The sequence below is a fragment of the Plantibacter sp. Mn2098 genome (genome assembly GCF_049319745.1).
GTDB lineage: Bacteria > Actinomycetota > Actinomycetes > Actinomycetales > Microbacteriaceae > Plantibacter.
Genome location: NZ_JBMOUH010000003.1, coordinates 152,040 through 177,895, shown reverse-complemented (window position 1 = coordinate 177,895; position 25,856 = coordinate 152,040). Strand labels below are relative to the sequence as shown.

The 25,856-nt window shown below is 68.1% G+C and carries 27 protein-coding genes; 12 read left to right on the top strand and 15 right to left on the bottom strand.

Features of this window, described 5'->3' with window-relative positions:
* Window positions 1-16 precede the first annotated feature (16 nt).
* The 5 genes from ACL9RL_RS06340 to ACL9RL_RS06320 all read left to right on the top strand — a co-directional run bounded on the left by ACL9RL_RS06340 (window position 17) and on the right by ACL9RL_RS06320 (window position 3,847).
* Complete coding sequence (locus ACL9RL_RS06340) at window positions 17-295, top strand: exodeoxyribonuclease VII small subunit (protein ID WP_422779368.1); 279 nt, start codon at window positions 17-19, stop codon at window positions 293-295.
* Window positions 292-969, top strand: a complete 678-nt coding sequence (locus tag ACL9RL_RS06335; RefSeq protein WP_422779367.1) for a DUF4245 domain-containing protein — start codon at window positions 292-294, stop codon at window positions 967-969. The genes ACL9RL_RS06340 and ACL9RL_RS06335 overlap by 4 nt, the downstream gene beginning before the upstream one ends.
* Window positions 970-1,007: 38 nt before the next feature.
* Window positions 1,008-1,658 (top strand): carbonic anhydrase, encoded by a 651-nt coding sequence (locus tag ACL9RL_RS06330; RefSeq protein WP_422779573.1) that lies wholly within the window; start codon window positions 1,008-1,010, stop codon window positions 1,656-1,658.
* Between the two features lie 153 nt (window positions 1,659-1,811).
* A complete protein-coding gene (locus ACL9RL_RS06325) occupies window positions 1,812-3,215 on the top strand; it encodes a class II fumarate hydratase (RefSeq protein ID WP_422779366.1) in 1,404 nt (467 codons plus the stop codon).
* Window positions 3,216-3,433: 218 nt separating this feature from the next.
* The gene (locus ACL9RL_RS06320; protein ID WP_422779365.1) at window positions 3,434-3,847 is read left to right on the top strand and encodes an EF-Tu/IF-2/RF-3 family GTPase; all 414 of its coding nucleotides are present in this window, start codon (window positions 3,434-3,436) and stop codon (window positions 3,845-3,847) included.
* Window positions 3,848-4,125: 278 nt separating this feature from the next.
* Here the strand turns inward: ACL9RL_RS06320 and ACL9RL_RS06315 are convergent, their stop codons facing one another.
* From ACL9RL_RS06315 to ACL9RL_RS06295, 5 genes are all read right to left on the bottom strand, one after another.
* Window positions 4,126-5,109, bottom strand: coding sequence for an aldo/keto reductase (locus tag ACL9RL_RS06315; protein ID WP_422779364.1), 984 nt, complete (start codon window positions 5,107-5,109; stop codon window positions 4,126-4,128).
* A 27-nt stretch (window positions 5,110-5,136) separates the two neighbouring features.
* The gene (locus ACL9RL_RS06310; RefSeq protein ID WP_422779363.1) at window positions 5,137-5,805 is read right to left on the bottom strand and encodes a prepilin peptidase; all 669 of its coding nucleotides are present in this window, start codon (window positions 5,803-5,805) and stop codon (window positions 5,137-5,139) included.
* A gap of 224 nt (window positions 5,806-6,029) precedes the next feature.
* Window positions 6,030-7,304: a PhoH family protein gene (locus ACL9RL_RS06305; RefSeq protein ID WP_422779572.1), complete on the bottom strand. Its 1,275-nt coding sequence runs from the start codon at window positions 7,302-7,304 to the stop codon at window positions 6,030-6,032.
* A 410-nt stretch (window positions 7,305-7,714) separates the two neighbouring features.
* Entirely contained in the window at window positions 7,715-8,878 is a 1,164-nt protein-coding gene (locus tag ACL9RL_RS06300; protein ID WP_422779362.1) for an aminotransferase class V-fold PLP-dependent enzyme, read from the bottom strand.
* A 104-nt stretch (window positions 8,879-8,982) separates the two neighbouring features.
* Window positions 8,983-9,765, bottom strand: coding sequence for an isoprenyl transferase (locus ACL9RL_RS06295; RefSeq protein ID WP_422779571.1), 783 nt, complete (start codon window positions 9,763-9,765; stop codon window positions 8,983-8,985).
* 157 nt (window positions 9,766-9,922) lie between these two features.
* Here ACL9RL_RS06295 and trhA point away from each other — a divergent pair, with 157 nt between their 5' ends.
* Window positions 9,923-10,717, top strand: a complete 795-nt coding sequence (gene trhA / locus ACL9RL_RS06290; RefSeq protein WP_422779361.1) for a PAQR family membrane homeostasis protein TrhA — start codon at window positions 9,923-9,925, stop codon at window positions 10,715-10,717.
* 34 nt (window positions 10,718-10,751) lie between these two features.
* On the opposite strand, the gene ACL9RL_RS06285 is transcribed toward trhA, so the two are convergent.
* Together ACL9RL_RS06285 and mca are read right to left on the bottom strand one after the other, a co-directional pair.
* Complete coding sequence (locus ACL9RL_RS06285; protein WP_422779360.1) at window positions 10,752-11,063, bottom strand: hypothetical protein; 312 nt, start codon at window positions 11,061-11,063, stop codon at window positions 10,752-10,754.
* Window positions 11,060-11,911 carry a mycothiol conjugate amidase Mca gene (mca, locus tag ACL9RL_RS06280; protein ID WP_422779570.1) on the bottom strand — a complete coding sequence of 284 codons (852 nt, stop codon included), beginning with the start codon at window positions 11,909-11,911 and terminating at the stop codon, window positions 11,060-11,062. Before mca ends, ACL9RL_RS06285 begins: the two co-directional genes overlap by 4 nt.
* 133 nt (window positions 11,912-12,044) lie before the next feature.
* Between mca and ACL9RL_RS06275 the strand changes: the two genes are divergently transcribed.
* The 3 genes from ACL9RL_RS06275 to greA all read left to right on the top strand — a co-directional run bounded on the left by ACL9RL_RS06275 (window position 12,045) and on the right by greA (window position 13,709).
* A complete protein-coding gene (locus ACL9RL_RS06275; RefSeq protein WP_422779359.1) occupies window positions 12,045-12,458 on the top strand; it encodes a DUF4307 domain-containing protein in 414 nt (137 codons plus the stop codon).
* Window positions 12,459-12,743: 285 nt separating this feature from the next.
* Window positions 12,744-12,968: a hypothetical protein gene (locus ACL9RL_RS06270; RefSeq protein ID WP_422779358.1), complete on the top strand. Its 225-nt coding sequence runs from the start codon at window positions 12,744-12,746 to the stop codon at window positions 12,966-12,968.
* A gap of 234 nt (window positions 12,969-13,202) precedes the next feature.
* Window positions 13,203-13,709 carry a transcription elongation factor GreA gene (gene greA / locus ACL9RL_RS06265; RefSeq protein WP_422779357.1) on the top strand — a complete coding sequence of 169 codons (507 nt, stop codon included), beginning with the start codon at window positions 13,203-13,205 and terminating at the stop codon, window positions 13,707-13,709.
* 98 nt (window positions 13,710-13,807) lie between these two features.
* Here the strand turns inward: greA and ilvA are convergent, their stop codons facing one another.
* Both ilvA and ACL9RL_RS06255 read right to left on the bottom strand, forming a co-directional pair.
* A complete protein-coding gene (ilvA, locus tag ACL9RL_RS06260) occupies window positions 13,808-15,082 on the bottom strand; it encodes a threonine ammonia-lyase (RefSeq protein WP_422779356.1) in 1,275 nt (424 codons plus the stop codon).
* Window positions 15,075-16,298, bottom strand: coding sequence for an AI-2E family transporter (locus tag ACL9RL_RS06255; protein ID WP_422779355.1), 1,224 nt, complete (start codon window positions 16,296-16,298; stop codon window positions 15,075-15,077). The genes ilvA and ACL9RL_RS06255 overlap by 8 nt, the downstream gene beginning before the upstream one ends.
* Window positions 16,299-16,451: 153 nt before the next feature.
* Between ACL9RL_RS06255 and ACL9RL_RS06250 the strand changes: the two genes are divergently transcribed.
* The gene (locus ACL9RL_RS06250; RefSeq protein WP_422779354.1) at window positions 16,452-17,795 is read left to right on the top strand and encodes a winged helix-turn-helix domain-containing protein; all 1,344 of its coding nucleotides are present in this window, start codon (window positions 16,452-16,454) and stop codon (window positions 17,793-17,795) included.
* Between the two features lie 138 nt (window positions 17,796-17,933).
* Here the strand turns inward: ACL9RL_RS06250 and ACL9RL_RS06245 are convergent, their stop codons facing one another.
* Together ACL9RL_RS06245 and ACL9RL_RS06240 are read right to left on the bottom strand one after the other, a co-directional pair.
* Window positions 17,934-18,821, bottom strand: coding sequence for a M48 family metalloprotease (locus tag ACL9RL_RS06245; RefSeq protein ID WP_422779353.1), 888 nt, complete (start codon window positions 18,819-18,821; stop codon window positions 17,934-17,936).
* 119 nt (window positions 18,822-18,940) lie between these two features.
* Window positions 18,941-19,507 carry a LemA family protein gene (locus ACL9RL_RS06240; protein ID WP_422779352.1) on the bottom strand — a complete coding sequence of 189 codons (567 nt, stop codon included), beginning with the start codon at window positions 19,505-19,507 and terminating at the stop codon, window positions 18,941-18,943.
* A gap of 241 nt (window positions 19,508-19,748) precedes the next feature.
* Between ACL9RL_RS06240 and ACL9RL_RS06235 the strand changes: the two genes are divergently transcribed.
* Entirely contained in the window at window positions 19,749-20,519 is a 771-nt protein-coding gene (locus tag ACL9RL_RS06235) for an ABC transporter ATP-binding protein (RefSeq protein ID WP_422779351.1), read from the top strand.
* Complete coding sequence (locus ACL9RL_RS06230) at window positions 20,519-21,253, top strand: ABC transporter permease (protein ID WP_422779350.1); 735 nt, start codon at window positions 20,519-20,521, stop codon at window positions 21,251-21,253. Before ACL9RL_RS06235 ends, ACL9RL_RS06230 begins: the two co-directional genes overlap by 1 nt.
* Before the next feature lie 20 nt (window positions 21,254-21,273).
* Here the strand turns inward: ACL9RL_RS06230 and ACL9RL_RS06225 are convergent, their stop codons facing one another.
* The 4 genes from ACL9RL_RS06225 to ACL9RL_RS06210 all read right to left on the bottom strand — a co-directional run bounded on the left by ACL9RL_RS06225 (window position 21,274) and on the right by ACL9RL_RS06210 (window position 25,780).
* On the bottom strand, window positions 21,274-22,587 hold the full coding sequence (locus tag ACL9RL_RS06225; RefSeq protein WP_422779349.1) for a D-arabinono-1,4-lactone oxidase: 1,314 nt from the start codon (window positions 22,585-22,587) through the stop codon (window positions 21,274-21,276).
* Window positions 22,588-22,687: 100 nt separating this feature from the next.
* Complete coding sequence (locus ACL9RL_RS06220) at window positions 22,688-23,932, bottom strand: amino acid deaminase/aldolase (RefSeq protein ID WP_422779348.1); 1,245 nt, start codon at window positions 23,930-23,932, stop codon at window positions 22,688-22,690.
* Window positions 23,932-25,182, bottom strand: coding sequence for an MFS transporter (locus ACL9RL_RS06215; protein ID WP_422779347.1), 1,251 nt, complete (start codon window positions 25,180-25,182; stop codon window positions 23,932-23,934). The genes ACL9RL_RS06220 and ACL9RL_RS06215 overlap by 1 nt, the downstream gene beginning before the upstream one ends.
* Window positions 25,169-25,780 carry a TetR/AcrR family transcriptional regulator gene (locus tag ACL9RL_RS06210; protein WP_422779346.1) on the bottom strand — a complete coding sequence of 204 codons (612 nt, stop codon included), beginning with the start codon at window positions 25,778-25,780 and terminating at the stop codon, window positions 25,169-25,171. The genes ACL9RL_RS06215 and ACL9RL_RS06210 overlap by 14 nt, the downstream gene beginning before the upstream one ends.
* Between the last annotated feature and the right edge of the window lie 76 nt (window positions 25,781-25,856).

Sequence of the window (25,856 nt, the reverse complement as noted above, 5' to 3'; positions counted from 1 at the left end):
CGAATAGGATAGAACCATGGCGACCACCACCGATGTCTCGGCGCTGAGCTACGAACAGGCGCGCGACGAACTGGTCCGCGTCGTCTCCGAGCTCGAGCAGGGATCCTCAACACTCGAGCAGTCCCTCCAGCTCTGGGAGCGCGGCGAAAGCCTCGCGCAGCGCTGCGAGGACTGGCTCATCGGCGCGAAGGCCCGCCTCGACGCCGCGCGCGCGGCGCAGGTCAATGCCGGAGCGAACGATGCCGACGCCGCCGCAGACGGCTCCGCGAGCGGGACGGCCGGCGGCGCGGAATGAGTGCAGCAAAGGCTCCTCGGGTCGTCGCAGAACTCGGGCGGCCGGAGACCTCGCAGGAGACCGCGGCCCGGAAGGCCGAGAACTCCCGCAACCACCGCCGCCGACAGACGGTCAACAACCTCGTGCTGTCGCTCATCGCGACGCTCGTCCTCGTCTTCGTCATCGTCCTCGCCGTTCCGCGTGCTGAAGCGCCGGACCGTCCGGACATCGACTATTCACAGCTCGCCTCCGAGGCGCAGGCCGGCATCGACTCGAAGCTCGTCACCCCGGACCTCCCCAAGGCGTGGGCCAGCAACTACGCGGAGCTGCGCACGTCCTCCGGCGACAACATCCAGTCCTGGAACGTCGGCCTCATCTCCCCGGAGAACGAGTTCGTCGGCATCGTCCAGGGCCTCCAAGCCAACGACACCTGGCTCTCCACCCAGCTCGACAGCGCCAAGCCGACGGGCACCGTCACGATCGACGGGATCGACTGGATCGTCTACGAACACGGCAGTGGCACCGGAAAGGGAAATGTGGGATACGCACTCTCAACCGTCGCAGGACCGAGCACCATCGCGGTGTTCGGAACGGCGCCGGCGGCATCCATCAAGGACGTCGCCAAGAGCATCACCCCGGACATCCGTTCCAACATCAACGGAGTCTCCGCAGCCGACACGACGAGCGCCCAGTGAACGCGGTCAAGCGCGCCCCGGGCAAGGTCTGGGCCGAGATGCTGCGCGGCAACGCGCGCTTCGTCGCCGGAACGCCGCTGCACCCCCGCCAGGACGTCGAACGCCGCGAAACCCTCGCGCACGCGCAGGAGCCGCACGCCGCACTGTTCGGCTGCTCCGACTCGCGACTCGCTGCCGAGATCATCTTCGACAAGGGCCTCGGCGACCTCTTCGTCGTCCGCAACGCCGGTCAGGTCATCTCCGACTCGGTCCTCGGATCGCTCGAATACGCCGTCGGCGTGCTCCACGTGCCGCTGATCCTCGTCCTCGGCCACGACGAGTGCGGCGCCGTCCGCGCGGCCATCGACTCGCAGGGGCCGGACCCGGTCGCGTTGCCGGCGCACATCGACCACATCGTGCAGCGCATCGTCCCCGCCGTCCGACAGGTGGCGGACGCCCATGCCGAGTCGGGCGGGCACATCACCGGTCCGATCGACACGACCACGATCGACGCGCTCGAAGTCGGACGCGAGCACCTGCGGCACACCGTCGCTGAACTCCTCGAACAGTCCGAGCTCATCAGCCAGGCCGTCGCCGACGGCGAACTCGTTGTGGTGGGCGCCAACTACAAACTCCTCGAAGGCACCGCCGTCCCCGACCTCATCATCGGTGACACGACCATCCCGGACGTCGCAGTCGACCCCGAATAGTCGGCGCAGTCCGGGCTGCCGCAGGCGACCCACCCGTGAACGCTTGCACGCACAACAGGCACATCGAGCACACCGGCATCATCCACTTCACCAATCGCTGCACGAGCAGCAGCACCACCCAGGCGAAAGCCGCATCGAAGGAGAACGAACAGCGTGGTAGACAACTCCGCAACCGAGTACCGCATCGAACACGACACCATGGGCGAGGTGCGGGTCCCCGTCTCCGCGCTCTACGGCGCGCAGACGCAGCGGGCGGTGGAGAACTTCCCGATCTCGGGATCGGGCCTCGAATCGGCGCAGATCGCGGCACTCGCACGCATCAAGAAGTCCGCGGCCCTCGCCAACGCGAAGCTCGGTGTGCTCGACCAGGCCATCGCCGATGCGATCGCCGGCGCGGCTGACGAGGTCGTCACCGGCGTCCACGACTCCCAGTTCCCGGTCGACACGTACCAGACCGGCAGCGGCACCTCCTCGAACATGAACATGAACGAGGTCCTCGCAACGCTCGCATCGACGCGACTCGGCAGCAAGGTGCACCCCAACGACCACGTCAACGCGTCGCAGTCGTCCAACGACGTCTTCCCGACCTCCGTCCACATCGCCGTGACGAGCGCCCTCATCGACGACCTCATCCCGTCGCTCGACCACCTCGCCGTCGCCCTCGAAGCCAAGGCGGAGCTGTGGAAGGGCGCGGTCAAACCCGGCCGCACGCACCTCATGGATGCGACGCCGGTCACGCTCGGCCAGGAGTTCGGCGGCTACGCGCGCCAGATCCGTCTCGGCATCGAACGCATCCGCACGGCGCTCCCCCGCGTCTCCGAGGTCCCGCTCGGCGGCACGGCCGTCGGCACCGGCATCAACACGCCAAAGGGCTTCCCGCAGCTCGTCATCGAACTCCTCGCACAGGAGACCGAGCTGCCCATCACCGAGGCGAAGGACCACTTCGAGGCGCAGGGCGCACGCGACGGCCTCGTCGACGCGTCCGGCGCGCTTCGCGTCATCGCCGTGAGCCTCACCAAGATCTGCAACGACCTCCGGTGGATGGGCTCCGGCCCCAACACGGGCCTCGGCGAACTCCACATCCCCGACCTCCAGCCCGGATCCTCGATCATGCCTGGCAAGGTCAACCCCGTCATCCCCGAGGCCGTCCTGATGGTCGCGGCCAAGGTCATCGGCAACGACGCGACGATCGCCTGGGCAGGTGCGTCCGGCGCGTTCGAGCTGAACGTGGCCATCCCGGTCATGGGCACCTCGCTGCTGGAGAGCATCCGTCTCCTCGCGAACGCGACCCGCGTCCTCGCCGACAAGACCGTCGACGGCCTGGAGGCCAACCTCGAGCGCGCGGCCGCCCTCGCCGGTTCGTCGCCGTCGATCGTCACGCCGCTCAACAAGATCATCGGCTACGAGTCGGCTGCGAAGATCGCGAAGCACTCGGTCGCGAAGGGCCTGACCGTGCGTGAGGCCGTCATCGACCTCGGCTTCGTCGAACGCGGCGAGATCACCGAGGAGCAGCTCGATGCCGCCCTCGACGTGCTCTCCATGACGCACGCCGGCTGACGCACGCCGGCTCCTTCGCTCCCGCGTCTCCCTCCCCCGCACCCAAGCACGGTTCTGTTCGCAATTCCGGAACTCTCGGCCCGAATCCGCCCAAAACGGCGTTTTCCTGCTGATTTGGTCACTCCTGTCACAGGAATTCCGGAATTGCGAACAGGCGCCGGTGGGTGTCGCCGAGGGGTACTCAACGGCAGTTGACGGATTGCCCGTACACTCGGGCCATGGGGTTCTGGTCAAGGCTGTTCGGACGTATTGAGTACGACACCACGGTGTCCGATTACCAGGGCGAGGCGACGATCGACCGCGCCAACTACGACCGGAACGTCGCGACGGAGGCTGCCGCGGCGCCCTTCCGGCTCATCGTGGAGGACGTGTTCGTCATCACGGGACGCGGAACGGTCGCGACAGGCACGGTGCAGAGCGGACGTGTGGCGGTCGGGGATCGGCTGACTGCCAGTGATCCAGACGGCGGCAATCCGGTGCAGCTGCGGGTGACCGGCATCGAAGCGTTCCGCCGGACGCTCACCGTCGGAGCGGCGGGCGACCACATCGGTCTCCTCCTCGGGAACACCCCGAAGGCCGACCTCGCGCGCGGTCGTGTCCTCACCCCGGCGGACGCACTCGCAGCGCCCTAGCCACCCCAGTCGCAGCACCGGAGCCGACCCGGTCACTGAGCCGACCCCGGTCACTGAGCCGGCGCCCGGACCGGTCACCGATCCTGTGTGGGACCGGTCACCGAGCCGAAACGGGCCCCGACACCGCATCTGCACCTCGCCCGGTCACCGAGCCTGTCGAAGTGCGCCCCGCATCCATCCGTCCGCAATTCCGGAACTCTCGGCCGAAATCAGCCCAGAACTGCGGTTTTCGCCGAATTTCGTCACTCCTGCCCCACGAATTCCGGAATTGTGAACAGTCACCAGCGGTCGTGGATCGCCTCGCGGAAGTCGCGGTCGTAGATCCAGCGCACCGCATCGATGTAGGCCTGCGGCACGGGAGCCGCGAGGCCGGCAGCCGCGTTGGATCCGGCCTGTGCGATGGAGCGGGCACCGGGGATCACACTCGTCACGCCGGACTGCTGGGTCACCCAGGCGATCGCGGCTTGCGCCGGCGTGAGACCGGACGGGACGAGTTCGGCCAGCTCGGCGGCCGCAGCGACACCGCTCGCGAAGTCGATGCCGGAGAACGTCTCCCCCACGTCGAAGTGGCTGCCGTCGCGGTTGTAGCTGCGGTGGTCATCGGGTGCGAAGGAGGTCGTCTCCGTGTACCGGCCGCTGAGCAGGCCTGAGGCGAGCGGAACACGCGCGATGACGCCGACACCCGCTGCGACTGCCGCCGGCAGCACGTCGTCGAGCGGCTTCAGTCGGAATGCGTTGAGGATGATCTGGACGCTCGCCGTCCCTGGACGCGCGATCGCCGCGAGCGCTTCATCGCAGGTCTCCACGCTCACGCCGTAGTTGGCGATGGCCCCCTCGTCCACAAGCGTGTCGAGCGCGTCGTAGACGGCGTCGCTTGAGAACACAGGCGTCGGCGGGCAGTGCAACTGCACGAGGTCGAGGCGGTCGACGCCGAGGTTGCTGCGGGAGCGATCCGTCCACTCGCGGAAGTTCGCGAGGGTGAACTGCGCAGGGTCCTGGGCGCCACGGCGACCCATCTTCGTCGCAACGGTGACGCCTGCGCCGGGGTTGTCGGCGAGGAAGCGGCCGATGATGCGTTCACTCCGACCGTCGCCGTAGGCGTCGGCGGTGTCGAAGAAGGTGATGCCTGACTCGACGGAGGCGGCGAGGACCGCGCGGGCGTCCTCCTCGCTGACATCTCCCCAGTCGGCTCCCAGCTGCCAGGTGCCGAGGCCGACGATCGAAACGGGGCGGCCGGTGCGGCCGAGCGTGCGTTGTTCCATACCTCCAGCCTACGACGGCGAGCACCCTCACGATCGAGCGACGAGCGTCGCGTTCAGCACAACGACGCACCAGAATCCGAGGAGCAGGAACGGCCCGAACGCGATCCTGCTCGCCGCGGTCGGCGGGCCTGTCTCTCCGCCCACTCGCGAGAGATCCCCATCGATCGATCCGCTCGGCGTCCGCCGCCGAATCCGCACGGCGAGGAGGACCGCACCGCCGGCGAGTCCTCCCGTCAGCATCGCGATCAGGAGCGAGGCGATGGCTGATGAGACCCCGAAGCATCCGGCGCCGAACCCGAGGATCATCCCGAGCTTGACGTCCCCCATCCCGAGGCCGCCGATGATCGACAGGCAGAGCAGCAGTGCGCCCGTTGCGAGTCCGGTCACGGCCGGCACCCACATCGCGAACCCGCTCATCACCGGGTCGATGACCACGATCGGCAGGGCGAGGACGAGCAGCGGGATGGTGAGCCGGTTGGGCAGCCGGTGCTCGCGGACGTCGATCCAGACGAGTGCCGGAGTGGCGATCGCGAGTGCGACGAGCAGCACGGCGACCGGCCGGCCATCTGCAGCCGCCCAACTGAGCACCACGAGCCCGAGCCCTGAGACCGCGTACGCCGCAGTCGGCAGCGCAGTCGGCCCGGCTCCGCGCCGCTGTATCCGGCCAAGCCGTCTGACCGTCCTCGTCACGTCCATCCGGACAGCGTACGGACGTCGCCGTCCTCCCCGTCAGATCTGTCCACAGCCTGCCCGCGAGCGGTCACTCGTGGCTGGTTTCCGCACCGCCGGACCGGCCACAACTGTCAGCTCGCGAGCTGACAGTCGTGGCCGGAATGGACGGCGTCGGAACAGCCACGACTGCCAGTTCGCGGGCTGAGGGCGGGAGGTGGGAGGCCGGGAGATGGACGGCCGGGCGGAGGCTAGGCCAGCTCGTTGCCCTCCAGCATCTCCGTCACGAGGGCGGCGATGGCGGAACGCTCGGAACGCGTCAGTGTCACGTGCCCGAACAGCGGGTGCCCCTTGAGCGTCTCGATGACCGATGCGACGCCATCGTGCCGACCGACGCGCAGGTTGTCGCGCTGGGCGACATCGTGCGTCAACACGACCCGCGAGTTCTGCCCGATGCGGCTGAGCACGGTCAGCAGGACGTTGCGCTCCAAGGATTGCGCCTCATCCACGATCACAAACGCATCGTGCAGCGAGCGACCGCGGATGTGTGTGAGCGGCAGCACTTCGAGGATGCCCCGCTCCACGACCTCGTCGAGGACGTTCTGCGACACCACGGCACCGAGCGTGTCGAAGATCGCCTGTCCCCAGGGGTTCATCTTCTCGCCCTGGTCCCCCGGCAGGTACCCGAGCTCCTGACCGCCGACCGCGTACAGCGGACGGAAGACCATGATCTTCTTGTGCTGCTGCCGTTCGAGCACCGCTTCGAGTCCTGCGCACAGTGCGAGCGCGGACTTCCCCGTCCCTGCTCGCCCTCCCAACGACAGGATGCCGATCTCCGGGTCGAGGAGCATGTCGATCGCGAGCCGTTGCTCCGCCGACCGGCCGTGGAGGCCGAACACGTCCCTATCGCCCCGCACGAGCTTGTAGGAGCGTTTGCCGGTGACCCGCCCGAGTGCGGAACCGCGGTCGGAGTGGATCACGAGCCCGGTGTTGATGGGCATGTCCTCGATGAGGGAGGTGGTGCCCTCCTCTCGTTCGTACAGTTCGCTCATCGCATCGGAGCCGAGCGTGATCTCGTCCATCCCGGTCCACCCGGAGTCGACGGCGAGTTCAGCGCGGTACTCTTCGGCGGCGAGGCCGATCGATGCCGCCTTCACCCGCAACGGCATGTCCTTGGAGACGACCGTGACGGCGAGTCCGTCGTTCGAGAGGTTGAGGGCGACCGCGAGGATCCGGGAGTCGTTGTCGCCGAGCTGCAGCCCGGACGGCAGGACGCCCATGTTGGAGTGGTTCAGTTCGACGCGCAACGAGCCGCCGTCGCCGACCGGGATCGGGAAGTCGAGCCGTTCGTGTTCGACCCGGAGTTCGTCGAGGAGGCGGAGCGCCTGCCTCGCGAAGTATCCGATCTCCGGATCGTTCCGCTTGCCCTCCAGCTCGCTGATGACCACGACCGGGATGACGACCGCGTGCTCGGCGAACCGGAACAGCGCCCGCGGATCGGAGAGGAGCACCGAGGTGTCGAGCACGTAGGTGCGCTCAGCCTGTTCGGTGTTCCGGTCCGTCGCCGGTGCGCCCGTCGTCCGCCGGCCGGTCCGCGTGCCGGCCGTCCGCGATGCGGTGCGCACCGGTGCGGCGCCTGTTGATGCCGCTTCGTTCGGCACGGTGTCGCTCGTACCGGTCGAGTCGGACGTGTTGAGTGTTTCTTGCGAGGCCACAACCACTCCCACCCCGAGCAACACGTGCTCGGATCACTCTGCGAGGAGGCCACGTAGCGGGTTTCGAGCCGAACTTGTGTGGCCGTCTCGACCAGGCTCCATGCCTGATGAGATGAAGGTACGTCCGTTCGGCGAACTTCGGCAACGCGACACGCGACGTGTCGTGTTACGGATGGGTGAACAGTTCGCCGTCGACGGGTCCCGTCCTCGCCCGTCCGGCCTCAGGAGCTCGCGAACGAGGTGAGTGCGCCCTGCAGGAGTTCGAGCGTCGCGTCGGTCGTCCCGGCGTGCACGGAGAAGCGCACCGTGTCGGTGCGTGTGGTGACGCTGACACCGTGGTTCGCGAGCGAGGTGGACAGCGCCGAGACCTGCTCGGGCTCAGGGCGCACGACGACGATGCCGGCACGCTCGTGTTCCTCACGCGGCGAGGCGAGAGCGATCCCGAACTCGTCCACGAGGTCGATGACCTGATTCACCCGGTCGGCGATGGCGCCCTGCACCGCGGCGACGCCGACTGCGGCGACGTCTTCGAGTGCTGCGGCGAACCGGGCCTCGGCGATCGGGTCCACGCGCGTCACCGAGAATGCGCGGGCGGAAGCGCTGGGCGCCGGCGTCGTCGTGTACGGCCACGGCTCGTCGGTGCCGGTGATGCCGGAGAAGACGGGCGTCAGGCGTTCGAGGGCGCGGTCGCTCGTTGCGAGGAATCCGGTGCCCCATCCCGAGCGCATCCATTTCTGCCCGCCGACGGCGACGACATCGGCGGCCTGGTACGCCGCCTCGGTGACGCCGAAGCCCTGAATCGCGTCGACGATGAGCAGCCGGTCCCCGATCACGTCGCGCAGGCCCGCGAGGTCCGCCAGGTACCCGGTGCGGTAGTCGACGAGGCTCACGAGGACCGCGGTGACGTCGTCGGTCAGCTGCTCCCGCACGCGCTCCGGGGTGACGTGCCCTGCGTTGCTCTCCGCGTCGTCGTCGGTCTGCAGCCAGGCGGGTGTCAACCGGCCGATGTGCGCAGCGGCCCGTTCGACGGCGAGCGGGTTGCTGGGGAATTCACGCGGCGACAGCAGGATCGTGCCGCCGAGGCCGAAGAGCGTCTGCATGATGCCCTGGGAGGTGTTCGGCTGGGTGGAGATCTGGTGCGGGGCGAATCCCGTGAGCGATCCGACGACCGCATGGAGACGATTTGTCTGTCCGTCGATGGCGGCGAGGCGATCGACGTCGCCACTGCTGAGCGCCTCGTTCCAGGCGGCAGACTCCGCGGCGGCGACAGTCGACATCGGCCCGACCTTGCCGTAGTCGAGGTAGCCGGGCTCCTCGGGGAAGTGGGATGCGAAGGTCTCGATCGAGATGGGTGCGGATGCGGATGCGGATGCGGATGCGGTCAACGTCGTCGTCTCCGATGGGGTCGTGGGATGTGGGGTCTGCGGGGATGCGCGTGGGAGCGTGCTGCTGTGGGCGCCGCCGCCGATGCCGCCCGTGGGCGAGGCGGTCAGCCGCCGAAGCGGCGCTGGCGTCTGGAGAAGTCGCGGAGCGCGCGGAGGAAGTCCACTTCGCGCAGGTCCGGGCCGAGGGCTTCGACGAAGTAGAACTCGCTGTGCGCGCTCTGCCACAGCATGAAGTCGCTCATCCGCTGCTCGCCGCTCGTGCGGATGACGAGGTCGGGGTCCGGCTGTCCCCCGGTGTAGAGGTGTTCGCCGATGAGGTCCGGTGTGAGGAGCGCCGCGAGCTCGTCGAGGCTGCGGCCCTCGAGGTGGTGCTTGGACACGATGCTGCGCATGGCGTCGACGATCTCGGTGCGCCCGCCGTAGCCGACGGCGAGGTTGATGTGCAGCCCCTGCTTGGCGGAGGTGCGCTGCTCGGCGGCGTTGAGCGATGCGATGAGCGGCTCCGGGAGGCCCTTCTCGGAACCGACGTGCTTCACCCGCCAGTCGCGGTAGTGCGAGAGGTCTTCTGCGAGATCGGCGATGATCTCGATGAGGTCGTTGAGCTCCTCCGGCGACCGGTTGGTCAGATTGTCGCTGGAGAGCAGGTAGAGCGTCACGACCTCGATGCCGAGATCGTCGCACCATTCGAGGAATTCACGCATCTTCGCGGCGCCGGCTCGGTGACCGTGCGCCACCGAGTCGTAGCCGAGCTGCTTCGCCCAGCGCCGGTTGCCGTCGATGATCATCGCGACGTGGTGGGGCAGGGTGTCGCGGTTCAGCCCCTTCCGAAGCCGTCTCGCATACAGGTCATAGAGGAAGCCCTCTCCAGACCGCGCTTGCTTGATCATCACCCTGCAACGCTAGTGCCTTTTCGCGGAACGCTCGCAGCCGACTGGGATGTTCAGCGGATGTCGGGGAACTCGTGCGTTCTGCTCCGGAGCGAGCCGATGCCGCCCGACGACGGATTCCGACCATGCGCACGGACTGCCCCGGTATCCTGGGCGCATGGCTACCCCCGGCGCTCCTGAAGACGACGACCCGACCGGCCTGCGGGGCATCGATGACGCCGCTGACACCGCGACGATCGAGGCGGCAGGCGATGCGGGGGCCGAGCTCCCGAAGTTGCCGCTCCTCGAGGTCGCGGCGGTCGACGCGGTGGAGGTCAAACCCAGTTGGCGCGGCTGGATCCACGCCGGGACGTTCCCCGTCGCGATCGCGGCCGGCATCGTCCTCGTTGTGCTCGCCGAGGGCGCAGCCGCCAAGTGGAGCACGGCCGTGTTCGCACTGACGTCACTGCTGCTCTTCGGCAACTCGGCGCTCTACCACCGTTTCAACTGGCGCCCGAAGGTGCGTGTCGTCCTGAAGCGGATCGACCACGCGAACATCTTCCTGCTGATCGCCGGGACGTACACGCCCATCGCCGTCCTCGCGCTGCCGCCGTCGAAGGGTGTGCTGCTGCTCTGCCTCGTCTGGGGCGGGGCGATCCTCGGCATCGGCTTCCGGGTGTTCTGGATCAACGCGCCGCGGTGGCTGTACGTGCCGCTGTACCTCGCCCTCGGGTGGGGTGCGGTCGCGTATCTGGCGGACATCGCGCAGGCGAACCTCGCCACGATGGTGCTCGTCGCGGCCGGCGGGCTCTTCTACACCGTCGGCGCCGTGATGTACGCCCTCAAGCGCCCGAACCCATGGCCCGGCCGGTTCGGCTTCCACGAGCTCTTCCACGCGTGCACGCTGTTCGCGTTCCTGTGCCACTGGACGGGCATCCTGCTGCTCGCGATCGCGCCCGTCTACAACGCCTGAGCCACCGACGAAGCGGCCGACGCAGCGAGCCCGGCTACGAGTCGTGCTTCGGTGAGCCCTGTTCAGCGGAGCCCTCGGACGAGGTTCCCGTCTCCCCCGCTGCACGCTCGTCGCGCTCGCGCAGTTCCTCCTGCAGGCGTTCCTCGACCTCAGCGCGGTAGTTGACGCGTCGCACGCGCCTCGTCATGTCGATGATGAGCAGCACAACGACCGCGGCGACCGCGAATGTGGCCACGAACCCCCACGGGCCCGGGGTGACCTGGTTCTCGTCGAACTGCGGCACCGACGGGCTCGGCGACGGAGTGACCGCGAGCACGAACTCGGTGAACAGGGTGTGGAGCGTCATGCAGAATCCTCTATTCCGGCGAACACATCTGACTCGGGGACGTGGGAGCCGACGTGGGAGGTGACCAGTTCGAAGTCCTCGAACGGCCACGCCTCACGTTGCACGTCATTCGGCCAGAAGAAGAAGGGCGAGTCCGCCGGCACCTGGCTGCGGTGTGCGCGCAGTGCGGCATCGCGGATCTCGAAGAAGTCGCCGCACGGCACGTGCGTCGTCGAGCGGTCGACGCGGTCGGCCATCCACTCGCGCATCTCCGCCATGCGCTCCGTCTCCGGCGAACCCGGGCGGTGCTCCAGCAGGTACTCGTGGATCGCGGCGAACCGCTGCGCGTTGAACGACTGGTCGTAGTAGAGCTTCGACACCTGCCAGGCCGGACCGTGCTCCGGGTACTGCTCCGGGTCGGCGGCCGCCTCGAACGCCGCAACGCTGACCTGGTGGCACCGGATGTGGTCGGGGTGCGGGTACCCGCCGTTCTCGTCGTAGGTGAGGAGCACGTGCGGACGGAACTGCCGGATGAGCTTCACGAGCACACCCGTCGACACCTCGAGCGGGATGTCGGCGAACGATGCGTGCGGCACGGAGCCGTCCTCGTTGGCCATGCCGCTGTCGCGGTATCCGAGCCATCGGTGCTCGATGTCGAGGATGCGCTTCGCTTCCGCCATCTCCAGGCGGCGGTACCCGGGCAGGTCGCGGTGCGCCATCGCGATGGCGTCGACCTCCGGATTGAGAATGTCGCCACGTTCGCCACCGGTGCAGCTGACGACCATGACCTCGGCGCCACGTGCACGATATGCGGCGACCGTCCCTGCACCCTTGCTCGACTCGTCGTCGGGGTGGGCGTGGACGGACATGAGTCTCAACGTCACGGAGATCACACCTCTCGGGCGGCCGTCCGGCTGGCGGACGGTACACGGGTACGGGTTGTCAGGAAGAGGCAATAGCCTTGAGGTTCAAGACTAACCGTTGGAACTGGAGCACGTGACGATGACCGGAACCCCGCAGGCGGCCCTCGACGCACGGTACGGGCGCACGCCCGGCAGCGCGAAGCGCGACAAGCGGGTGCTGTGGATCGTCGCAGCGTCCTTCGTCGTGGTGTTCGCCGCCTGGGTGATCTGGGCCGGGTTCGACGGCAACAGCGCCACGATCGAGACGCGCGACACCGCGCACGAACTCATCGACGCGACCACGGTGAGCGTCTCCTTCGAGGTCACCGCACCGCAGAACACGCCCCTCGCTTGCGCGGTCAAGGCGATGAACGAGCAGTTCGCGATCGTCGGCTGGAAGGTCATCGAGCTCCCGCCGTCGGACCAGCGCACCCGGAACTTCACCGAGACGGTCCGCACCACGGAGCAGAGCAACACCGGTCTCGTCCAGGAGTGCTGGGTACTGACGAAGTAGTCGCGCCTACGACAATCCCGGTTCCAGCGATCGATCGTCGTTCCGGCGGCAACCGCGAGAAGGCAACGGACCTCGAATTTCGGAGATATGAGTCCAGCCTCGATTCTCGAACAAATACTAGATTATTTATGAAAACCATGTAGTTGATGCGAGGCTGTGCGAGCCTGGGAAGAACCATCCGTCCCCTCTCAAAGGAACCTCACATGCAACGACGCATCGTGAACCGACTGAATACCTCCATCGCCGGCGCAGTCGCTGCGATCGCACTCACCGTCACTGCCCCGGATGAATGAGACCACGTGGCGATCAGCACGATCTCGGCCGTGGTTCTGGGTCCTCATCAGCAGCATCGTCCTCGTCGCGGGAATCGCCTCGCTGTTCGCCATCCTCGCGCTCACCACGGGTCGCTCGATCCCATTCCTGCCGGCAGCCAGCGGGCTCATCACCGTGATGATTCTGCTGATCTGTCTACTGCTCATCCTGGTGCGACACAACCGCACACCGCTGTGACGCCGAGCTGAACACTCCGCTCCTCCGCCTGCACGGCGAGCCGACCGTTCGTGGCGAAATTCAACATCACCTGTACGCTCTGCACGAAACTGCGTCCTGACGCCGCACGCCGCAATGGATTGCCCTGAACTGGGGCGCACATGCGATACTCGTTGAAAGCATTTCGCGCACGCCCCGGCACTCAGCCGGGGCGTCTGGCGTATTACGCACCCGTGCGATGCGCCTGTTCCACTGATGCAAAGGAGTTCCATCGTGTCCGAGCAGATCCAGGAGACGTTCCTGACCCAGGAGGCGTTCGACCGCCTGCAGGCTGAGCTCGACTTCTTGAGCACCACCGGCCGGGAAGAGATCGCCAAGAAGATCGAAGCCGCCCGTGAAGAAGGCGACCTCAAGGAGAACGGCGGCTACCACGCCGCCAAGGACGAGCAGGGCAAGCAGGAGGCACGCATCCGCTCGCTCACGCAGCTCCTGCGCGACTCCAAGGTGGGCGTCGCACCGCAGTCGAACGGCGTCGTCGTGTCCGGGACCGTCATCACGGCCAACGTCGCCGGCGGTGAAGAAGTCTTCCTCCTCGGCAGCCGCGAGATCGCCGACGGCACCGACCTCGACGTCTACAGCGAGGGCAGCCCCCTCGGCACCGCCATCCAGGGCTTGAAGGTCGGCGAGTCCACCTCCTACGTCGCCCCGAACGGCAAGGAGATCAAGGTCACCATCATCAAGGTGGAGAACTTCACCGGCTGACCAGCCTCATGATTCGCAGGTCCGCCTGACGACGAAGCCCTCCCCGGGTTGATCCAAGCCGGGGAGGGCTTCGTCGTGTGTGCGTTGCGAAGCGTCGCTCAGTCGTCGACGATCTGCGGGTCGTAGCCCGCCTCACGCAGCGTCTGGACGACGAGATCGCGGTGGTCGGGCCCGCGGGTCTCGACGCTCAGCTCGAGCTCCACCTCGCTGATCTGGAGGCCGTGCCCGTGCCTCGTGTGCAGGACCTCAATGACATTGGCGTTCGCCTGGGCGACGAGTTCCGCCGTGCGCGCGAGCTGCCCAGGGCGGTCGGGCAGCGGGATGCGCAGCGTGAGGTAGCGGTCGGAGGCAGCCAGACCGTGGCTGACGACCTTCTGCAGGAGCAGCGGATCGATGTTGCCGCCGGACAGGATTGCGACCGTCGGCCCCTCGGGGACGATCTTGCCCGCGAGGATCGCCGCGACTCCGGCCGCTCCGGCCGGCTCCACCACGAGCTTCGCGCGCTCGAGGAGCACCACGATCGCCTTCGCGAGGTCGTCCTCGGTGACGGTGACGACCTCATCGACCAGCTTGCTGATGATGTCGAAGTTGAGCGTGCCCGGGCGACCGACCGCGATGCCGTCGGCGATCGTCGGCTGGACGGTGACGTTGACCGGGGTGCCGGCGTCGAGGGACGGCGGGTACGCTGCCGCGTTGGCTGCCTGCACGCCGATGATCCGCACGGTGCGTCCCTCGAGTGCCGCACGCTGCTTGAGCGCGCCCGCGACCCCGGAGATGAGCCCGCCGCCGCCGATCGGGACGATGACCGTCTGCACCTCTGGTACCTCGTCGAAGATCTCCAGCCCGAGGGTCCCCTGACCGGCGATGACGTCGATGTGGTCGAACGGCGGGATCAGGACGGCGCCAGTGGACTCCGCGAACTCGGCTGCGGCGATGAGCGGCTCGGCGACCGTGTGCCCGCCGAGGACCACATCGGCGCCGTAGTCACGCGTCGCAGAGAGCTTGGGAAGCGGAACGCCGAGCGGCATGAAGATCGTCGCCTTGATGCCGAGCGCGCGAGCAGCGAAGGCGACACCCTGCGCGTGGTTGCCGGCGGAGGCAGCGACGACGCCTCGGGCACGTTCCTCGGGCGTGAGGCTCGCCATGAGGTTGTAGGCGCCCCGGATCTTGTACGAACCGGTGCGCTGCAGGTTCTCGCACTTCAGGTGCACATCGGCGCCGAGCACGTCCGACAGATAGCGGGAGCTCTCCATCGGAGTCTGCTGCACGGTGCCCTGCAGGGCGGCGCGCGCACGCTCGAACGCATCGAGCGATGGGCCGGGGAACGACGATGCGACGGCGTCTGGACTGGTCGTCTTCGGGAGGTCAGTCATGGGGTTCTGGTACCTGGGCTTTCTTGAAACCGGGTCTGGTGCTCGGGACGGTGTGCCAGATGCCATCGACGTTGAAGGCTGTTGGGAGCGCGCCCGGCGTCCGCCAGGTCCCGCTCGAGATGTAGTGCGCCATGACGTTGATCACGGCGACGACGGGGACGGCGAACAGCGCGCCGGGGATGCCTGCCACCATCGTGCCGCCGGCCACCGCGAGGACGACCGCGAGCGGGTGCACCTTGACGGCGGTGCCCATGATGAGCGGCTGGAGCACGTGTCCCTCGACCTGCTGCACGACGAGGACGACGATGAGCATCAGCAGTGCGATGACCGGCCCGTTGTAGACGAGCGCGAGGAACACCGCGACCGCGCCCGTGACGACCGCACCGACGATCGGGATGAACGATCCGAGCAGCACGAGCACCGCGACCGGGATCGCGAGCGGCACACCGAGGAGGAACGCGCCGAGGCCGATGCCGACGGCGTCGATCGACGCGACGAGGATCTGGGTGCGCGCGTAGTTGCCGAGGGTGGCCCATCCGGCCTGCCCTGCACCGTCGACGGCCGGACGTGCGCGCTTCGGGAAGATGCGGACGGTCCACTTCCAGATGGTCTTGCCGTCGATCAGGATGAAGAGGAGGCAGAAGAGCGTGAGGAAGAGGCCCGTCACGACGTGGCCGAGCGTCGATCCGAGCGAGAGCGCACCGCTCACGAGGACCTGCCCGTCCTGCTGCACCGAGTTCCACGCCTGCGACACGAAGTCGTTCAGCTGCGCCTCGGTGATGTGCATCGGGCTGTCGAGCAAGAACTGCTTGAAGTCGGTGAACGCTTGCAGCGAGCGATCCTTGACGCTGTCGAACTGTGCGTAGATCTGCGAGATGGCGAGGTACAGCAGTCCGGAGACGACCGCGAGGGCGCCGACCATGGCGGCGGCGACGGCGAGGCCCTTCGGCCAGCGGTGCTTCACCAGGAACCGGACGACCGGATGCAGCAGGGACGACACCAGGATCGCGATGAGCAACGGGATGACGATGAGCCGCAGCTGCACGATGAGCCACACGAGCAGGGCGATCGCCCCAGCGACGACGAGGATCCGCCAGGACCACGCGGCCGCGATGCGCATGCCGCGCGAGACCGAGGTGTCGTCGACGCGCGGTCGCTCGGTCGTGGGGTCAGGCAGGAGCCGGCCCCACCAGGTCTTCGGAGTGTCGTCCGCCACGCGACAAGTCTACGACCGGCTCATGCCCCGCACGGCATATCGCCGGTTGGCTCCCGCGGGCGATGCCGCCGACCGGCGTGGACGACGTCGCGGTGCTGTTGCTCCCGCTGCTGCGAGGCGCCGATGTCGGCGGCTGGTGTTAGCGTCGAGCCGATGTCGAATTCACCGGACACAGACAACGAAGACGCCGCCGTGCTCGCAGGAAGCACTCTCAGCGCCGCGCAGACGCGCAGCCTGCCCAGCATCTCGCCGCAGCTCGCGCGGAGGATCGCGCTCGGAGCGCAGGGGTTCGGCGCGCAGAGCTTCGCCAGACGGGAGTCGGAGGCGGGCACCCGGGTCCTCCGCTCCGCGATCGACCGGCTGGGCCTGGTGCAGATCGACTCCGTCAACGTGTTCGAGCGCAGCCACTACCTGCCACTGTTCGCGCGCGTTGGCACGTATGACAAGGCGCTGCTCGACCGCCTCACGGTGTCCACGAAGTCGCCGCGCGCGGCGCCGTACCTTGAGTACTGGGCACACGAGGCGGCCTTCATCCCCCGCGAGGCGTGGCCGTTGTTCCGCTGGCGGATGGAACGCAACCGCGTGCGCGACTTCGCGGAGACGGACGGCTTCGCGGCCCAGAATCCGCAGATGCTCGCATGGGTGCTGGACGAACTCCGGGACAAGGGTCCGCTCCGGGCGAGCGAGATCGAACACGACGCCAACGTCCGACAGGGGCCGTGGTGGGGCTGGTCGGACGTCAAACGCGCCCTGGAGACGCTGTTCAGGCACGGCGACGTCGTCACGGCGGGCCGCGATCGCTTCGAACGCCGGTATGCGCTGCCGGAGCAGGTGCTCGATGACGAGCTCATCGGCCGCGAGGTCTCGGACGAGGACGCCATCCGAGAGCTCGTCCGGCGTGCGGCCAGGGCACAAGGGCTCGGGACCCTGTCGGATCTTGCCGACTACTACCGGATCAAGCCCGCGGTCGCCGTCCGTCGGGCCGTCGACGAACTCGTCGACGAGGGTGAGCTCCAGCAGGTGCAGGTGCGCGGCTGGGACCGCAGAGGCGCCCCGGAGGCCGTGTGGATGCATCGCGATGCCGCCCGCCCGCGTCGCATCGAGGCTGACGCGCTCCTGAGCCCCTTCGACCCGGTCGTCTGGTACCGAGATCGTGCGCTGCGGATGTTCGGTCTGCACTATCGGATCGAGATCTACACGCCGGCGCCAAAGCGGATCTTCGGGTACTACGTGCTGCCCGTGCTCCTCGACGACCGCATCGCGGCCCGCATCGACCTCAAGAGCGACCGCCAGGCGGGTGTGCTGCGTGTGCAGGCGTCCTGGGTCGAGGAAGGCGTCCCCGCCGGGGAGCCCAAGCACCAGCCGTTGCCCCTCGACGAGATCGCCGTTCGGACCGCCGCCCTCCTCCGTCGTGCCGCCGCCTGGCAGGGCCTCGACGACGTCGTGGTCGTCGATCGCGGAACGCTCGCCGGCCCGCTCGCCGCGGCACTCGCGTAGCCGAGCGCGTCGCGCGCTCTGAGCGCGGTGCTGTGCCGCGAGCGCGGGGTGGGTGCGCACCGCGCTCAGAGCGCAGGGGCGCGCTCACAACGCGCGTCAGGGCGCGTGGCGCGAAGCGCGCCGGCGACGCGCCGCGACCTAGAAGCCGCTGCCGATCGTGGAGAGGCGCTTGATGCGCTCGACGAGCGGCGGGTGCGTGCTGAATAGGCGGGCGACCGCGCCCGGCTTCAGCGGGTCGGAGATCCACAGGTGCGCCATCGACGAGTTCTGCTTCGCCATCGGACGTCCGTAGGCGGCGAGCTTGCCGAGTGCACTCGCGAGCGCCTCGGGGTGGCGCGTGGTGAGCGCGCCGGTAGCGTCGGCCAGGTACTCGCGCTGACGGGAGATCGCGAGCTGCACGAGGGTTGCCAGCAGCGGAGCGACGAGCATGGCCACGATGCCGATGACGAGCATGACCGGGTTGCCACCGCCGTTGTTGTTGTTCCGGTTGCCGCCGCCCCAGATCGTCATGCGCAGGAGCATGTCCGACAGGAAGCCGATGGCCACGACCAGCCCGAAGACGACCATGGACACGCGGATGTCGTAGTTGCGGACGTGACCGAGCTCGTGCGCCATCACACCCTCCAACTCTGCGTCGTTCATGATGTCGAGCAGACCGGTCGTCGCGGCGACGAGCGCGTGCTCCGGGTCGCGACCCGTCGCGAACGCGTTGGGCGCGGGATCATTGATGATGTACACCTCCGGCATGGGCGTGCCGGTCGTGATGGCGAGGTTCTCGACGATGCGGTAGAGCCTCGGGTTGTCGGCCTTCTCGATCTTCTGCGCGCCGCTCATCACGATGGCCTGACGTCCGGCGAAGAAATACTGCAGCAGCGCGTACCCGGCGGCGACGACGAGCACCACGATCGTGATCGTGAGGTTCTGGTAGATGTACCCGGCGAGCCAGCCCAGACCGCCGATGATCAGCAGGAACACCACGAAGATGACCACCGTGTTGAACTTGTTCTTGGCGATCGCGCGATACATGGGAGGACTTTCTCGTGTCTGGGTTTCGGGTACGGGACGAGGCGGGATCGTGGATCCCGCTGGATCAGGACTGCGGTCGGTGTCGCCAGGTGACGACCCCGACCGCTCTCCTGTGAGTGCTAGAACTGGACGCGCGGCGGCTCTGCGATGGCCGCGTTGTCGGTGACCTCGAAGAAGTCGCGCTCGGTGAAGCCGAGGCCCTTGGCGAAGAGGTTGTTCGGGAAGACCTTGATCTTCGTGTTGAGCTCGCGGACACCACCGTTGTAGAACCGACGCGAAGCCTGGATCTTGTCTTCGGTGTCGACGATCTCCGACTGGAGGTGCAGGAAGTTCTGGCTGGCCTGCAGCTGCGGGTACGCCTCCGCGACGGCGAAGATGCTCTTGAGCGCCTGCTGCATGTGGTTCTCGGCCTCGCTGGCCTGGGCAGGACCCTGTGCGCTCAACGTCTCAGCTCGAGCCTTGGTGACGTTCTCGAACACCGACTTCTCGTGGGCCGCATAGCCCTTGACCGCCTCGATGAGGTTGGGGATGAGGTCTGCTCGACGCTTGAGCTGGACGGTGATGTCGCTCCACGCCTCGTCGACGCGGACGTTGAGGGTCACGAGCGAGTTGTACGTGGCCCAGAAGTAGATGCCGACGATGACGACCAGTGCGACGACGATGAGGACTGGGATCAGCCATTCCATGAGGTGAGGCTCCTTGCGGATCGGTGGAGTACGGGTTGAGAGCATTCTACCGCCGCGCCTTCGGGGTTCCCGGTGGCTGCACAGGAACTCCGCAGCTGGTGCGCGGCCCGTGCGCAGGCCGGTCATTGGCGCCGCAGAGGGACGAGGCCGGATCAAGGCGGACAAGCCGCAGACCGCCCGGACCGCCCGACACCCGTCGCGGCATCTTGCCGTGCGCCCGCCACGGGCGGACAATGCAGGCATGACGACGGAGTCGGCCATCGAGGTGCACGATCTGCGGGTGAGGCGCGGACGGGCTGAGGTCGTGCACGGAATCGACTTCACGACGCACCGCGGCGATGTCGTCGGCCTACTCGGCCCGAGCGGCTGCGGCAAGACCACGCTGATGCGATCGATCGTCGGGGTGCAGCGTGGTGTGACGGGGACGGTGGCGGTCCTCGGGCTGCCGGCCGGGGATCCGGCGCTGCGCAGACGGGTCGCGTACATGACCCAACTCGACAGCATCTACGACGATCTCACCGTTCGGCAGAACCTCGCCTACTTCCGCCGGGTCGTCGGCGCAGCACCAGATGCGGTCGAGCGCGTCATCGACCACACCGACCTCCGCACGGCGTCCGACCGGTTGGCCGGAACACTGTCCGGCGGGCAGCGGAACCGCGTCTCCCTCGCCGCGGCGTTGCTCGGCGACCCGGAGCTGCTGGTGCTCGACGAACCGACGGTCGGTCTCGATCCAGTGCTGCGCGCATCGCTGTGGGAGCTGTTCCACGACCTCGCCGGCCAGGGGGTCGGCATCCTCGTGTCGAGCCATGTGATGGACGAGGCGATACGCTGCGACCGCCTCCTCTTGATGCGCGAGGGGCGGATCGTCGCCGATGAGACGCCGGCCGGACTCCTCGCGTCGACGGGGGAACCCGATGCGGAGTCGGCGTTCCTGCGCATCATCCGAGACGACGTGCGGGCGCAGCCGACGGACACGGGCAGGCGTCACCGCCACGCGAAGGAGACGGACTGATGCACCCGCGACTGACACTCGCGACCGCCGCGAGGGTGCTGCGCCAGATCATCCACGATCCCCGGACGATCGTCCTCCTGCTCGTCGTGCCGAGCCTGCTCGTTGGGCTCATCGCGTGGATCTTCTCCGACACGGAGGTCTTCGACCGCATCGGCCCGGCGGTCATCGCGCTCTTCCCGTTCATCGTGATGTTCCTCGTCACCTCCATCGCGACGCTGCGCGAACGTCGCTCCGGCACACTCGAACGACTCCTCAGCCTCCCGCTCGGGAAGGGCGACTTCATCCTCGGCTACACGCTCGCGTTCGGGCTGCTCGCGGTGGCGCAGGCGGTGGTCACAGTGGCCTTCGCAGTGTGGGTGTGTGGTCTCGACGTCAGCGGTTCGCTGTGGCTCATGATCCTCGTCGCCGTATGCGACGGCATCCTCGGTACGACCCTCGGGCTGCTCGCGAGCGCGTTCGCGGCGACGGAGTTCCAGGTCGTGCAGTTCATGCCGTTGCTCGTGTTCCCGCAGGTGCTGCTCGGCGGGCTGTTCCTCCCGACCGATCAGTTGCCGACGGTCCTCGAAGCGATCGCGAACTGGTTGCCGCTCACACACGCGATCGACGCGCTCGAAGCCGTCACCACGGGCTCGGAAAACACGGCGTACGTGGTCTGGCAGCTGCTCACGATCCTCGCCTATGCGGTGGGTGCGGTCGTGTTGGCATCGCTCACGCTCCGGAGGCGGACGCCCTGATCAGGCGCCCTGATCAGGCGCTACTCCCCCAGTACGCGCCGCAGGTAGTCGTTCGCGAAGAGCCGACCCGGGTCGAGTCGGTCCCGCAGCGCGGTGAAGTCGTCGAAGCGCGGATAGACCGTCTTGAGCGATGCCGCGTCGCGGAAGTTCATCTTGCCCCAGTGCGGGCGTCCTTCGAGGCCGATCATGATCTCCTCGACGGCCGTGAAGTACTCGGTCGGGTCCTCCCGGAAGAAGCGGTGCACGGCGATGTAGCCGGAGGCCCGACCGCTCGCGGTCGACAGCCAGAGGTCGTCGGCCGCCGCGAACCGCACCTCGATGGGGAAGGAGATGCGGAATCGGCGCTCCTCGATGAGCTCCCGCACCCGGCGGAACGCCTCGGGGAGGTGCTCGGCCGGCACCGCGTACTCCATCTCCTTGAACCGGACCGTGCGGCTCGTGGTGAAGACGTTCGTGGAGTGGTCCGTGAACTCGCGGTTGCCCGTGAGCTTGTCCGCGAGCGTGTTCATCCGCGGGATGATCGCAGGCGCGGCGACGCCGGCGTTGCAGAGGACGCGGTAGGCGCCGTTCGCGATGGCGGTGTCGTCCACCCAGCGTCGCAGCGGCGGGATCGGCGCCCGCGCGGCATCGCCCGGGAGACGCGTGTTGGTCTTCGTCAGCGCGGTGTCGGTGTGCGGGAACCAGTAGAACTCGAAGTGGTCGACCTCCGCTGCGCGTTCGAGGAGCGTCGGGAGGAGCGGCTCCACGGGCTCCGGCCGCTCGACGGCCTGCAGGACGAATGCCGGAACGCACTGGAGCGTCACCTGCACGATGATGCCGAGCGCCCCGAGGCTCAACGCGAGCGCCGGCAGCAGTTCAGGATGCTCGTGCTCGTCTGCGGTCAGCAGCTCGCCGTCCGCCGTGACGATCGTGATGCCGACCACCTGGGTCGACAGGCCGCCGAACGTCGTCCCCGTGCCGTGGGTCCCGGTCGAGATGGCGCCGCTGATGCTCTGGCGGTCGACGTCGCCGAGGTTCTCCATCGCGAGGCCGTACGGCCGAAGGAGCCGCGGGAGCGCGTGCAGGCGCGTTCCGGCGAGCAGGGTGACCCTGGAGCGTTCGCGGTCGACGCTCACGACGCCCTGCAGATCGTCGAGTTCGAGCAGGACGCCGGGGGCGACCGCGATGCCCGTGAAGCTGTGGCCTGCTCCGACGGCCTTGATCGGCAGGCCTGCGCCTGCCGCTGCCTTCACCGCGCGCTGCACGGCGCCGATGGACGACGGCCGTTCCACGCGCACGGGTTTGGCCTGCTCCGTCCGAGCCCAGTTCCGCCAGATCGCGCCGGTCGCGGTCATCGTGGGTCCTCCGTCTGTCGTCCCCTCACCGGGGTGGTCGTCGATGTGCTCTGGGTGGTGCTGAACGTTTCGCCCCGCGCTCCGAGGCGTGCTCCGACGCTCACAGGAAGATCTTGCCTTCACCGCGGTAGGTGGGCAGGGTGTCGACGATCCTGTCGCCGTCGACGACCTGGAACTCGTCGACGCGCTCGCTCAGCTCGCCGGACTTGGTGTGGCGGAACCACACGCGGTCGCCCAGGCGGAGCGCTGCCGCCGCATCCCCGGCGACGGGCGTCTGGACCTCTCCCGCCATCTCGCGCGGCAGCATCGTCATCCCCTCCGGCCAGGCGATCTTCGGCAGGCGATCCGCGCCGGGAGGGCCGGAGGCGACCCAGCCGCCGCCGAGGACCGTGGCGTGCTCCGGGGTCGGCTTGCGCACGACGGACAGCCCGAACGATGCCGCCGGCGCCGGTGTGAACCGGCGGTAGTTGTCGAAGAGGTGCCCGCCGAAGATCCCGCTGCCGGCGGCGATCTCGGTCACCGAGTCGTCCGATCCGGTCAGTTCGAGCGATCCGGTGCCCCCGCCGTTCACGAATTCGAGCTCGGCGATCGCCCGCACCTCCGCGACGACGGCCGCCCGTCGCTCGCGCAACTCGGCCCAGGAGCGTTTCTGGATGACCCGCAACGCCGCCGACCAGGCCGGTCGTCCCTCGATCTCGTCGCCCTGACCCGCGATCTGCGCCTCGTAGGCCATGATGCCGACCAGCGTGAACCCTGGTCGTCTGACCACGACCTCGGCGAGCGCACGGACCTCGTCCGGGGTCCGCAACGGAGAACGCCGGACGCCGATGTGGCCGAGGCCGGGCGCCTGGAACGACGCGTCCAGTTCGATGCAGACGCGGATCGTCTCGCGGCTTGCAGGCGGGAGGACGGCGTCGATGAGGTCGAGGTGCTCGATCGAGTCGATCATCAGCGTGATGTGAGCCGCTGCCTCGGGAGAGCGTCCGAGCTGGGCGATCGCGTTGCGTTCAGCCGTCGGATACCCGACCACGATGTCGTCCACGGTCTCAGCGATCCACAGCGCCTCGGTGAGCGTGTAGGCGAGCACACCGGCGTACCCCGGCTGGCGCAGGAGGGCGTCGACGACACCGCGCACGCGGATCGACTTGCTCGCCACGCGGATGGTCTTGCCGCCGGCGCGACGCAGCATGTCGTGCGTGTTGTACCGGAGCGCCCCGAGGTGCAGGACGGCGACGGGCGAGTCGATGTCCGCAGTCGCGGCGGTGATGCCGCCCCAGTACCGCCTGGCGTCGCGCCACGGCGCCGGAGAGGTCGCTTGTCCAGCAGCGGTCAGTTCGATGGTCATCAGTTCACTCCTTTCACATTGAGGACGACGAGCGCTCCCGCGATGGCGCACACCGCGGAGAGGACGTAGAGGCCGGCGAAGCCGCCGACGGAGGCGACGACGAAGGCTCCGGCGAGGGGCGCGATGGCCTGCGGGACCGCCTGCGCGATGTTCATGATGCCGAGGTCCTTGCCGTGGGAGGCCGGGTCCGGGAGCACCTGGGTGGCGAGGGCCTGATCCACCGACATAAAGCACCCGTAGCCGAGGCCGATGAGGGCTGCGGCCACGAATCCCATCGGCAGCGACGGCCAGATCGCCAGCAGGAGTGCGGCGACGGCCTGGGACGCCGCCGCCGCGACGACGAACGGCTTCCGTCTGCCTGAGCGGTCGGAAGCGCGTCCGAGGACGAGTGAGGCGAGGACGACGAAAACGGTGTAGACGATCGTCACGAGGAGGAGGTCCGTCTCGGCATTCTTGTCCCCCAACCCGAAGAGCAGGAAGTAGAACAGGAGCGAGGTGCTGAAGGCGTTGCCGAAGTTCACGAAGACGCGGCTCAGCATCGTCCATCCGAAGTCGGGGTGCTTGCGCGGCGAGATCCACAGGCTCTCCAGCAGCCCCTTCGCGGACAGCGGTGCGACGACCGAGGTCGGCGGCAGCGGGTCCGGCAGCCGAAGGAACGGCAGCACGAGGATCAGCAGCAGCACGGCGAGCGCCGAGTAGCCGATGAACCGATCGGCCGCGAGCAGTAGCACGAGTCCGATGCCGAGGATCGCGCCGACGGCCTGCGGGGCCGAGATCCAGCCGGAGACGAAACCGCGTTGATCGACCGGCACCTGATCGGAGATCGTCGCGGTTATCGCTGCACCGAGGATGCAGAAGCCGATGATCGCGACGCACCACCAGATGCCGATCCCGATGATGTCCGTCTGCAGACCGAGGACGATGAGGCCGATGGCGAACACGACCGCCCCAGAGGCGATCCACGGGCGGCGACGGCCGAACCGGGACCTCGTGCGGTCGGACAGCGCGCCGGTGAGCGGATAGGCCACGATCGAGCACAGCCCCGCGATGCCTGAGACGATGCCGAACGCGACGACGCTCTCGATCCAGTGGTCGGGGTGGAGCTGCTCGTCGATCTGCGCCGGGAGGAGGAGCTGGATGGGGCCGAGCTGGGCCATCCAGATGCCGAGCCACGCCATCGCGAACGCTGCGACCCACCGTCCGGTCACTCTGCGGGCGGCGCCCGTCGCCTGTTCGTCAGCCATGGTCATGGGAGCTCCGTCCAGCGAGGGAGGTGAGGAAGTCTGCTGCGTGGTCGAGCAGGAGCTCGGCCTGGTGTTCGTCGTGATCGACGAGCCAGGCGATGGTGACGCCGTCGGTGAACACGACGGCGAGGCGTGCGACCTCGTCGACGGGTCGCAACCAGTGCCAGCCGGACAGTCTCGCGGCGGCTTCGAGTGCTTCCGCCGAGAGCGCGGTGTACCGGCGGTACTGCTCGGAGGCGAGTCCTTCGAGCCCTGGCGTCCGGAGCGCGTGGTGGGTGAGCTCCATCATCGCGGCCTCCCTGCCCGGATCGGCGCGCATCGACTCGAAGTATCGCTGCAGTCCCCCGCGGACGAGGTCGCGCAGCTCACCGGCGGTGACGGTGTCCGGCGGCAGGATGACGCGTTCCTCGGCGACGACGTGGGCGATGAGCTCCGTCATGAGTTCGGCGTGGGAGGAGAAGGCGTAGTGGAAGCTGGCGAGGGACATGCCGGCTTCTGCGACAATGGCACGGGTCGTGGCGGCTGAGACGCCTCCTGCTGCGACGACGCGCAGTGCGGCGAGGACGAGCGCTTCACGACGCTCCGTCGCGGGGATTCTCGCCACCGACCACCTCCGGGGTGTTGCCAGCTCACGCGGAGATGCATCGGCACTGAGTGCATTCCGACTGGGACAGATGACC

Bases quoted from the DNA above. Each gene is read 5' to 3' on its own strand.
- ACL9RL_RS06340 (WP_422779368.1), top strand. From the start codon at position 17: ATGGCGACCACCACCGATGTCTCGGCGCTGAGCTACGAACAGGCGCGC.
- ACL9RL_RS06335 (WP_422779367.1), top strand. From the start codon at position 292: ATGAGTGCAGCAAAGGCTCCTCGGGTCGTCGCAGAACTCGGGCGGCCG.
- ACL9RL_RS06330 (WP_422779573.1), top strand. From the start codon at position 1,008: ATGCTGCGCGGCAACGCGCGCTTCGTCGCCGGAACGCCGCTGCACCCC.
- ACL9RL_RS06320 (WP_422779365.1), top strand. From the start codon at position 3,434: ATGGGGTTCTGGTCAAGGCTGTTCGGACGTATTGAGTACGACACCACG.
- ACL9RL_RS06315 (WP_422779364.1), bottom strand. From the start codon at position 5,109: ATGGAACAACGCACGCTCGGCCGCACCGGCCGCCCCGTTTCGATCGTC.
- ACL9RL_RS06310 (WP_422779363.1), bottom strand. From the start codon at position 5,805: ATGGACGTGACGAGGACGGTCAGACGGCTTGGCCGGATACAGCGGCGC.
- ACL9RL_RS06295 (WP_422779571.1), bottom strand. From the start codon at position 9,765: ATGATCAAGCAAGCGCGGTCTGGAGAGGGCTTCCTCTATGACCTGTAT.
- trhA (WP_422779361.1), top strand. From the start codon at position 9,923: ATGGCTACCCCCGGCGCTCCTGAAGACGACGACCCGACCGGCCTGCGG.
- ACL9RL_RS06285 (WP_422779360.1), bottom strand. From the start codon at position 11,063: ATGACGCTCCACACCCTGTTCACCGAGTTCGTGCTCGCGGTCACTCCG.
- mca (WP_422779570.1), bottom strand. From the start codon at position 11,911: ATGTCCGTCCACGCCCACCCCGACGACGAGTCGAGCAAGGGTGCAGGG.
- ACL9RL_RS06275 (WP_422779359.1), top strand. From the start codon at position 12,045: ATGACCGGAACCCCGCAGGCGGCCCTCGACGCACGGTACGGGCGCACG.
- ACL9RL_RS06270 (WP_422779358.1), top strand. From the start codon at position 12,744: ATGAATGAGACCACGTGGCGATCAGCACGATCTCGGCCGTGGTTCTGG.
- greA (WP_422779357.1), top strand. From the start codon at position 13,203: ATGCAAAGGAGTTCCATCGTGTCCGAGCAGATCCAGGAGACGTTCCTG.
- ilvA (WP_422779356.1), bottom strand. From the start codon at position 15,082: ATGACTGACCTCCCGAAGACGACCAGTCCAGACGCCGTCGCATCGTCG.
- ACL9RL_RS06250 (WP_422779354.1), top strand. From the start codon at position 16,452: ATGTCGAATTCACCGGACACAGACAACGAAGACGCCGCCGTGCTCGCA.
- ACL9RL_RS06245 (WP_422779353.1), bottom strand. From the start codon at position 18,821: ATGTATCGCGCGATCGCCAAGAACAAGTTCAACACGGTGGTCATCTTC.
- ACL9RL_RS06240 (WP_422779352.1), bottom strand. From the start codon at position 19,507: ATGGAATGGCTGATCCCAGTCCTCATCGTCGTCGCACTGGTCGTCATC.
- ACL9RL_RS06235 (WP_422779351.1), top strand. From the start codon at position 19,749: ATGACGACGGAGTCGGCCATCGAGGTGCACGATCTGCGGGTGAGGCGC.
- ACL9RL_RS06230 (WP_422779350.1), top strand. From the start codon at position 20,519: ATGCACCCGCGACTGACACTCGCGACCGCCGCGAGGGTGCTGCGCCAG.
- ACL9RL_RS06225 (WP_422779349.1), bottom strand. From the start codon at position 22,587: ATGACCGCGACCGGCGCGATCTGGCGGAACTGGGCTCGGACGGAGCAG.
- ACL9RL_RS06220 (WP_422779348.1), bottom strand. From the start codon at position 23,932: ATGACCATCGAACTGACCGCTGCTGGACAAGCGACCTCTCCGGCGCCG.
- ACL9RL_RS06215 (WP_422779347.1), bottom strand. From the start codon at position 25,182: ATGACCATGGCTGACGAACAGGCGACGGGCGCCGCCCGCAGAGTGACC.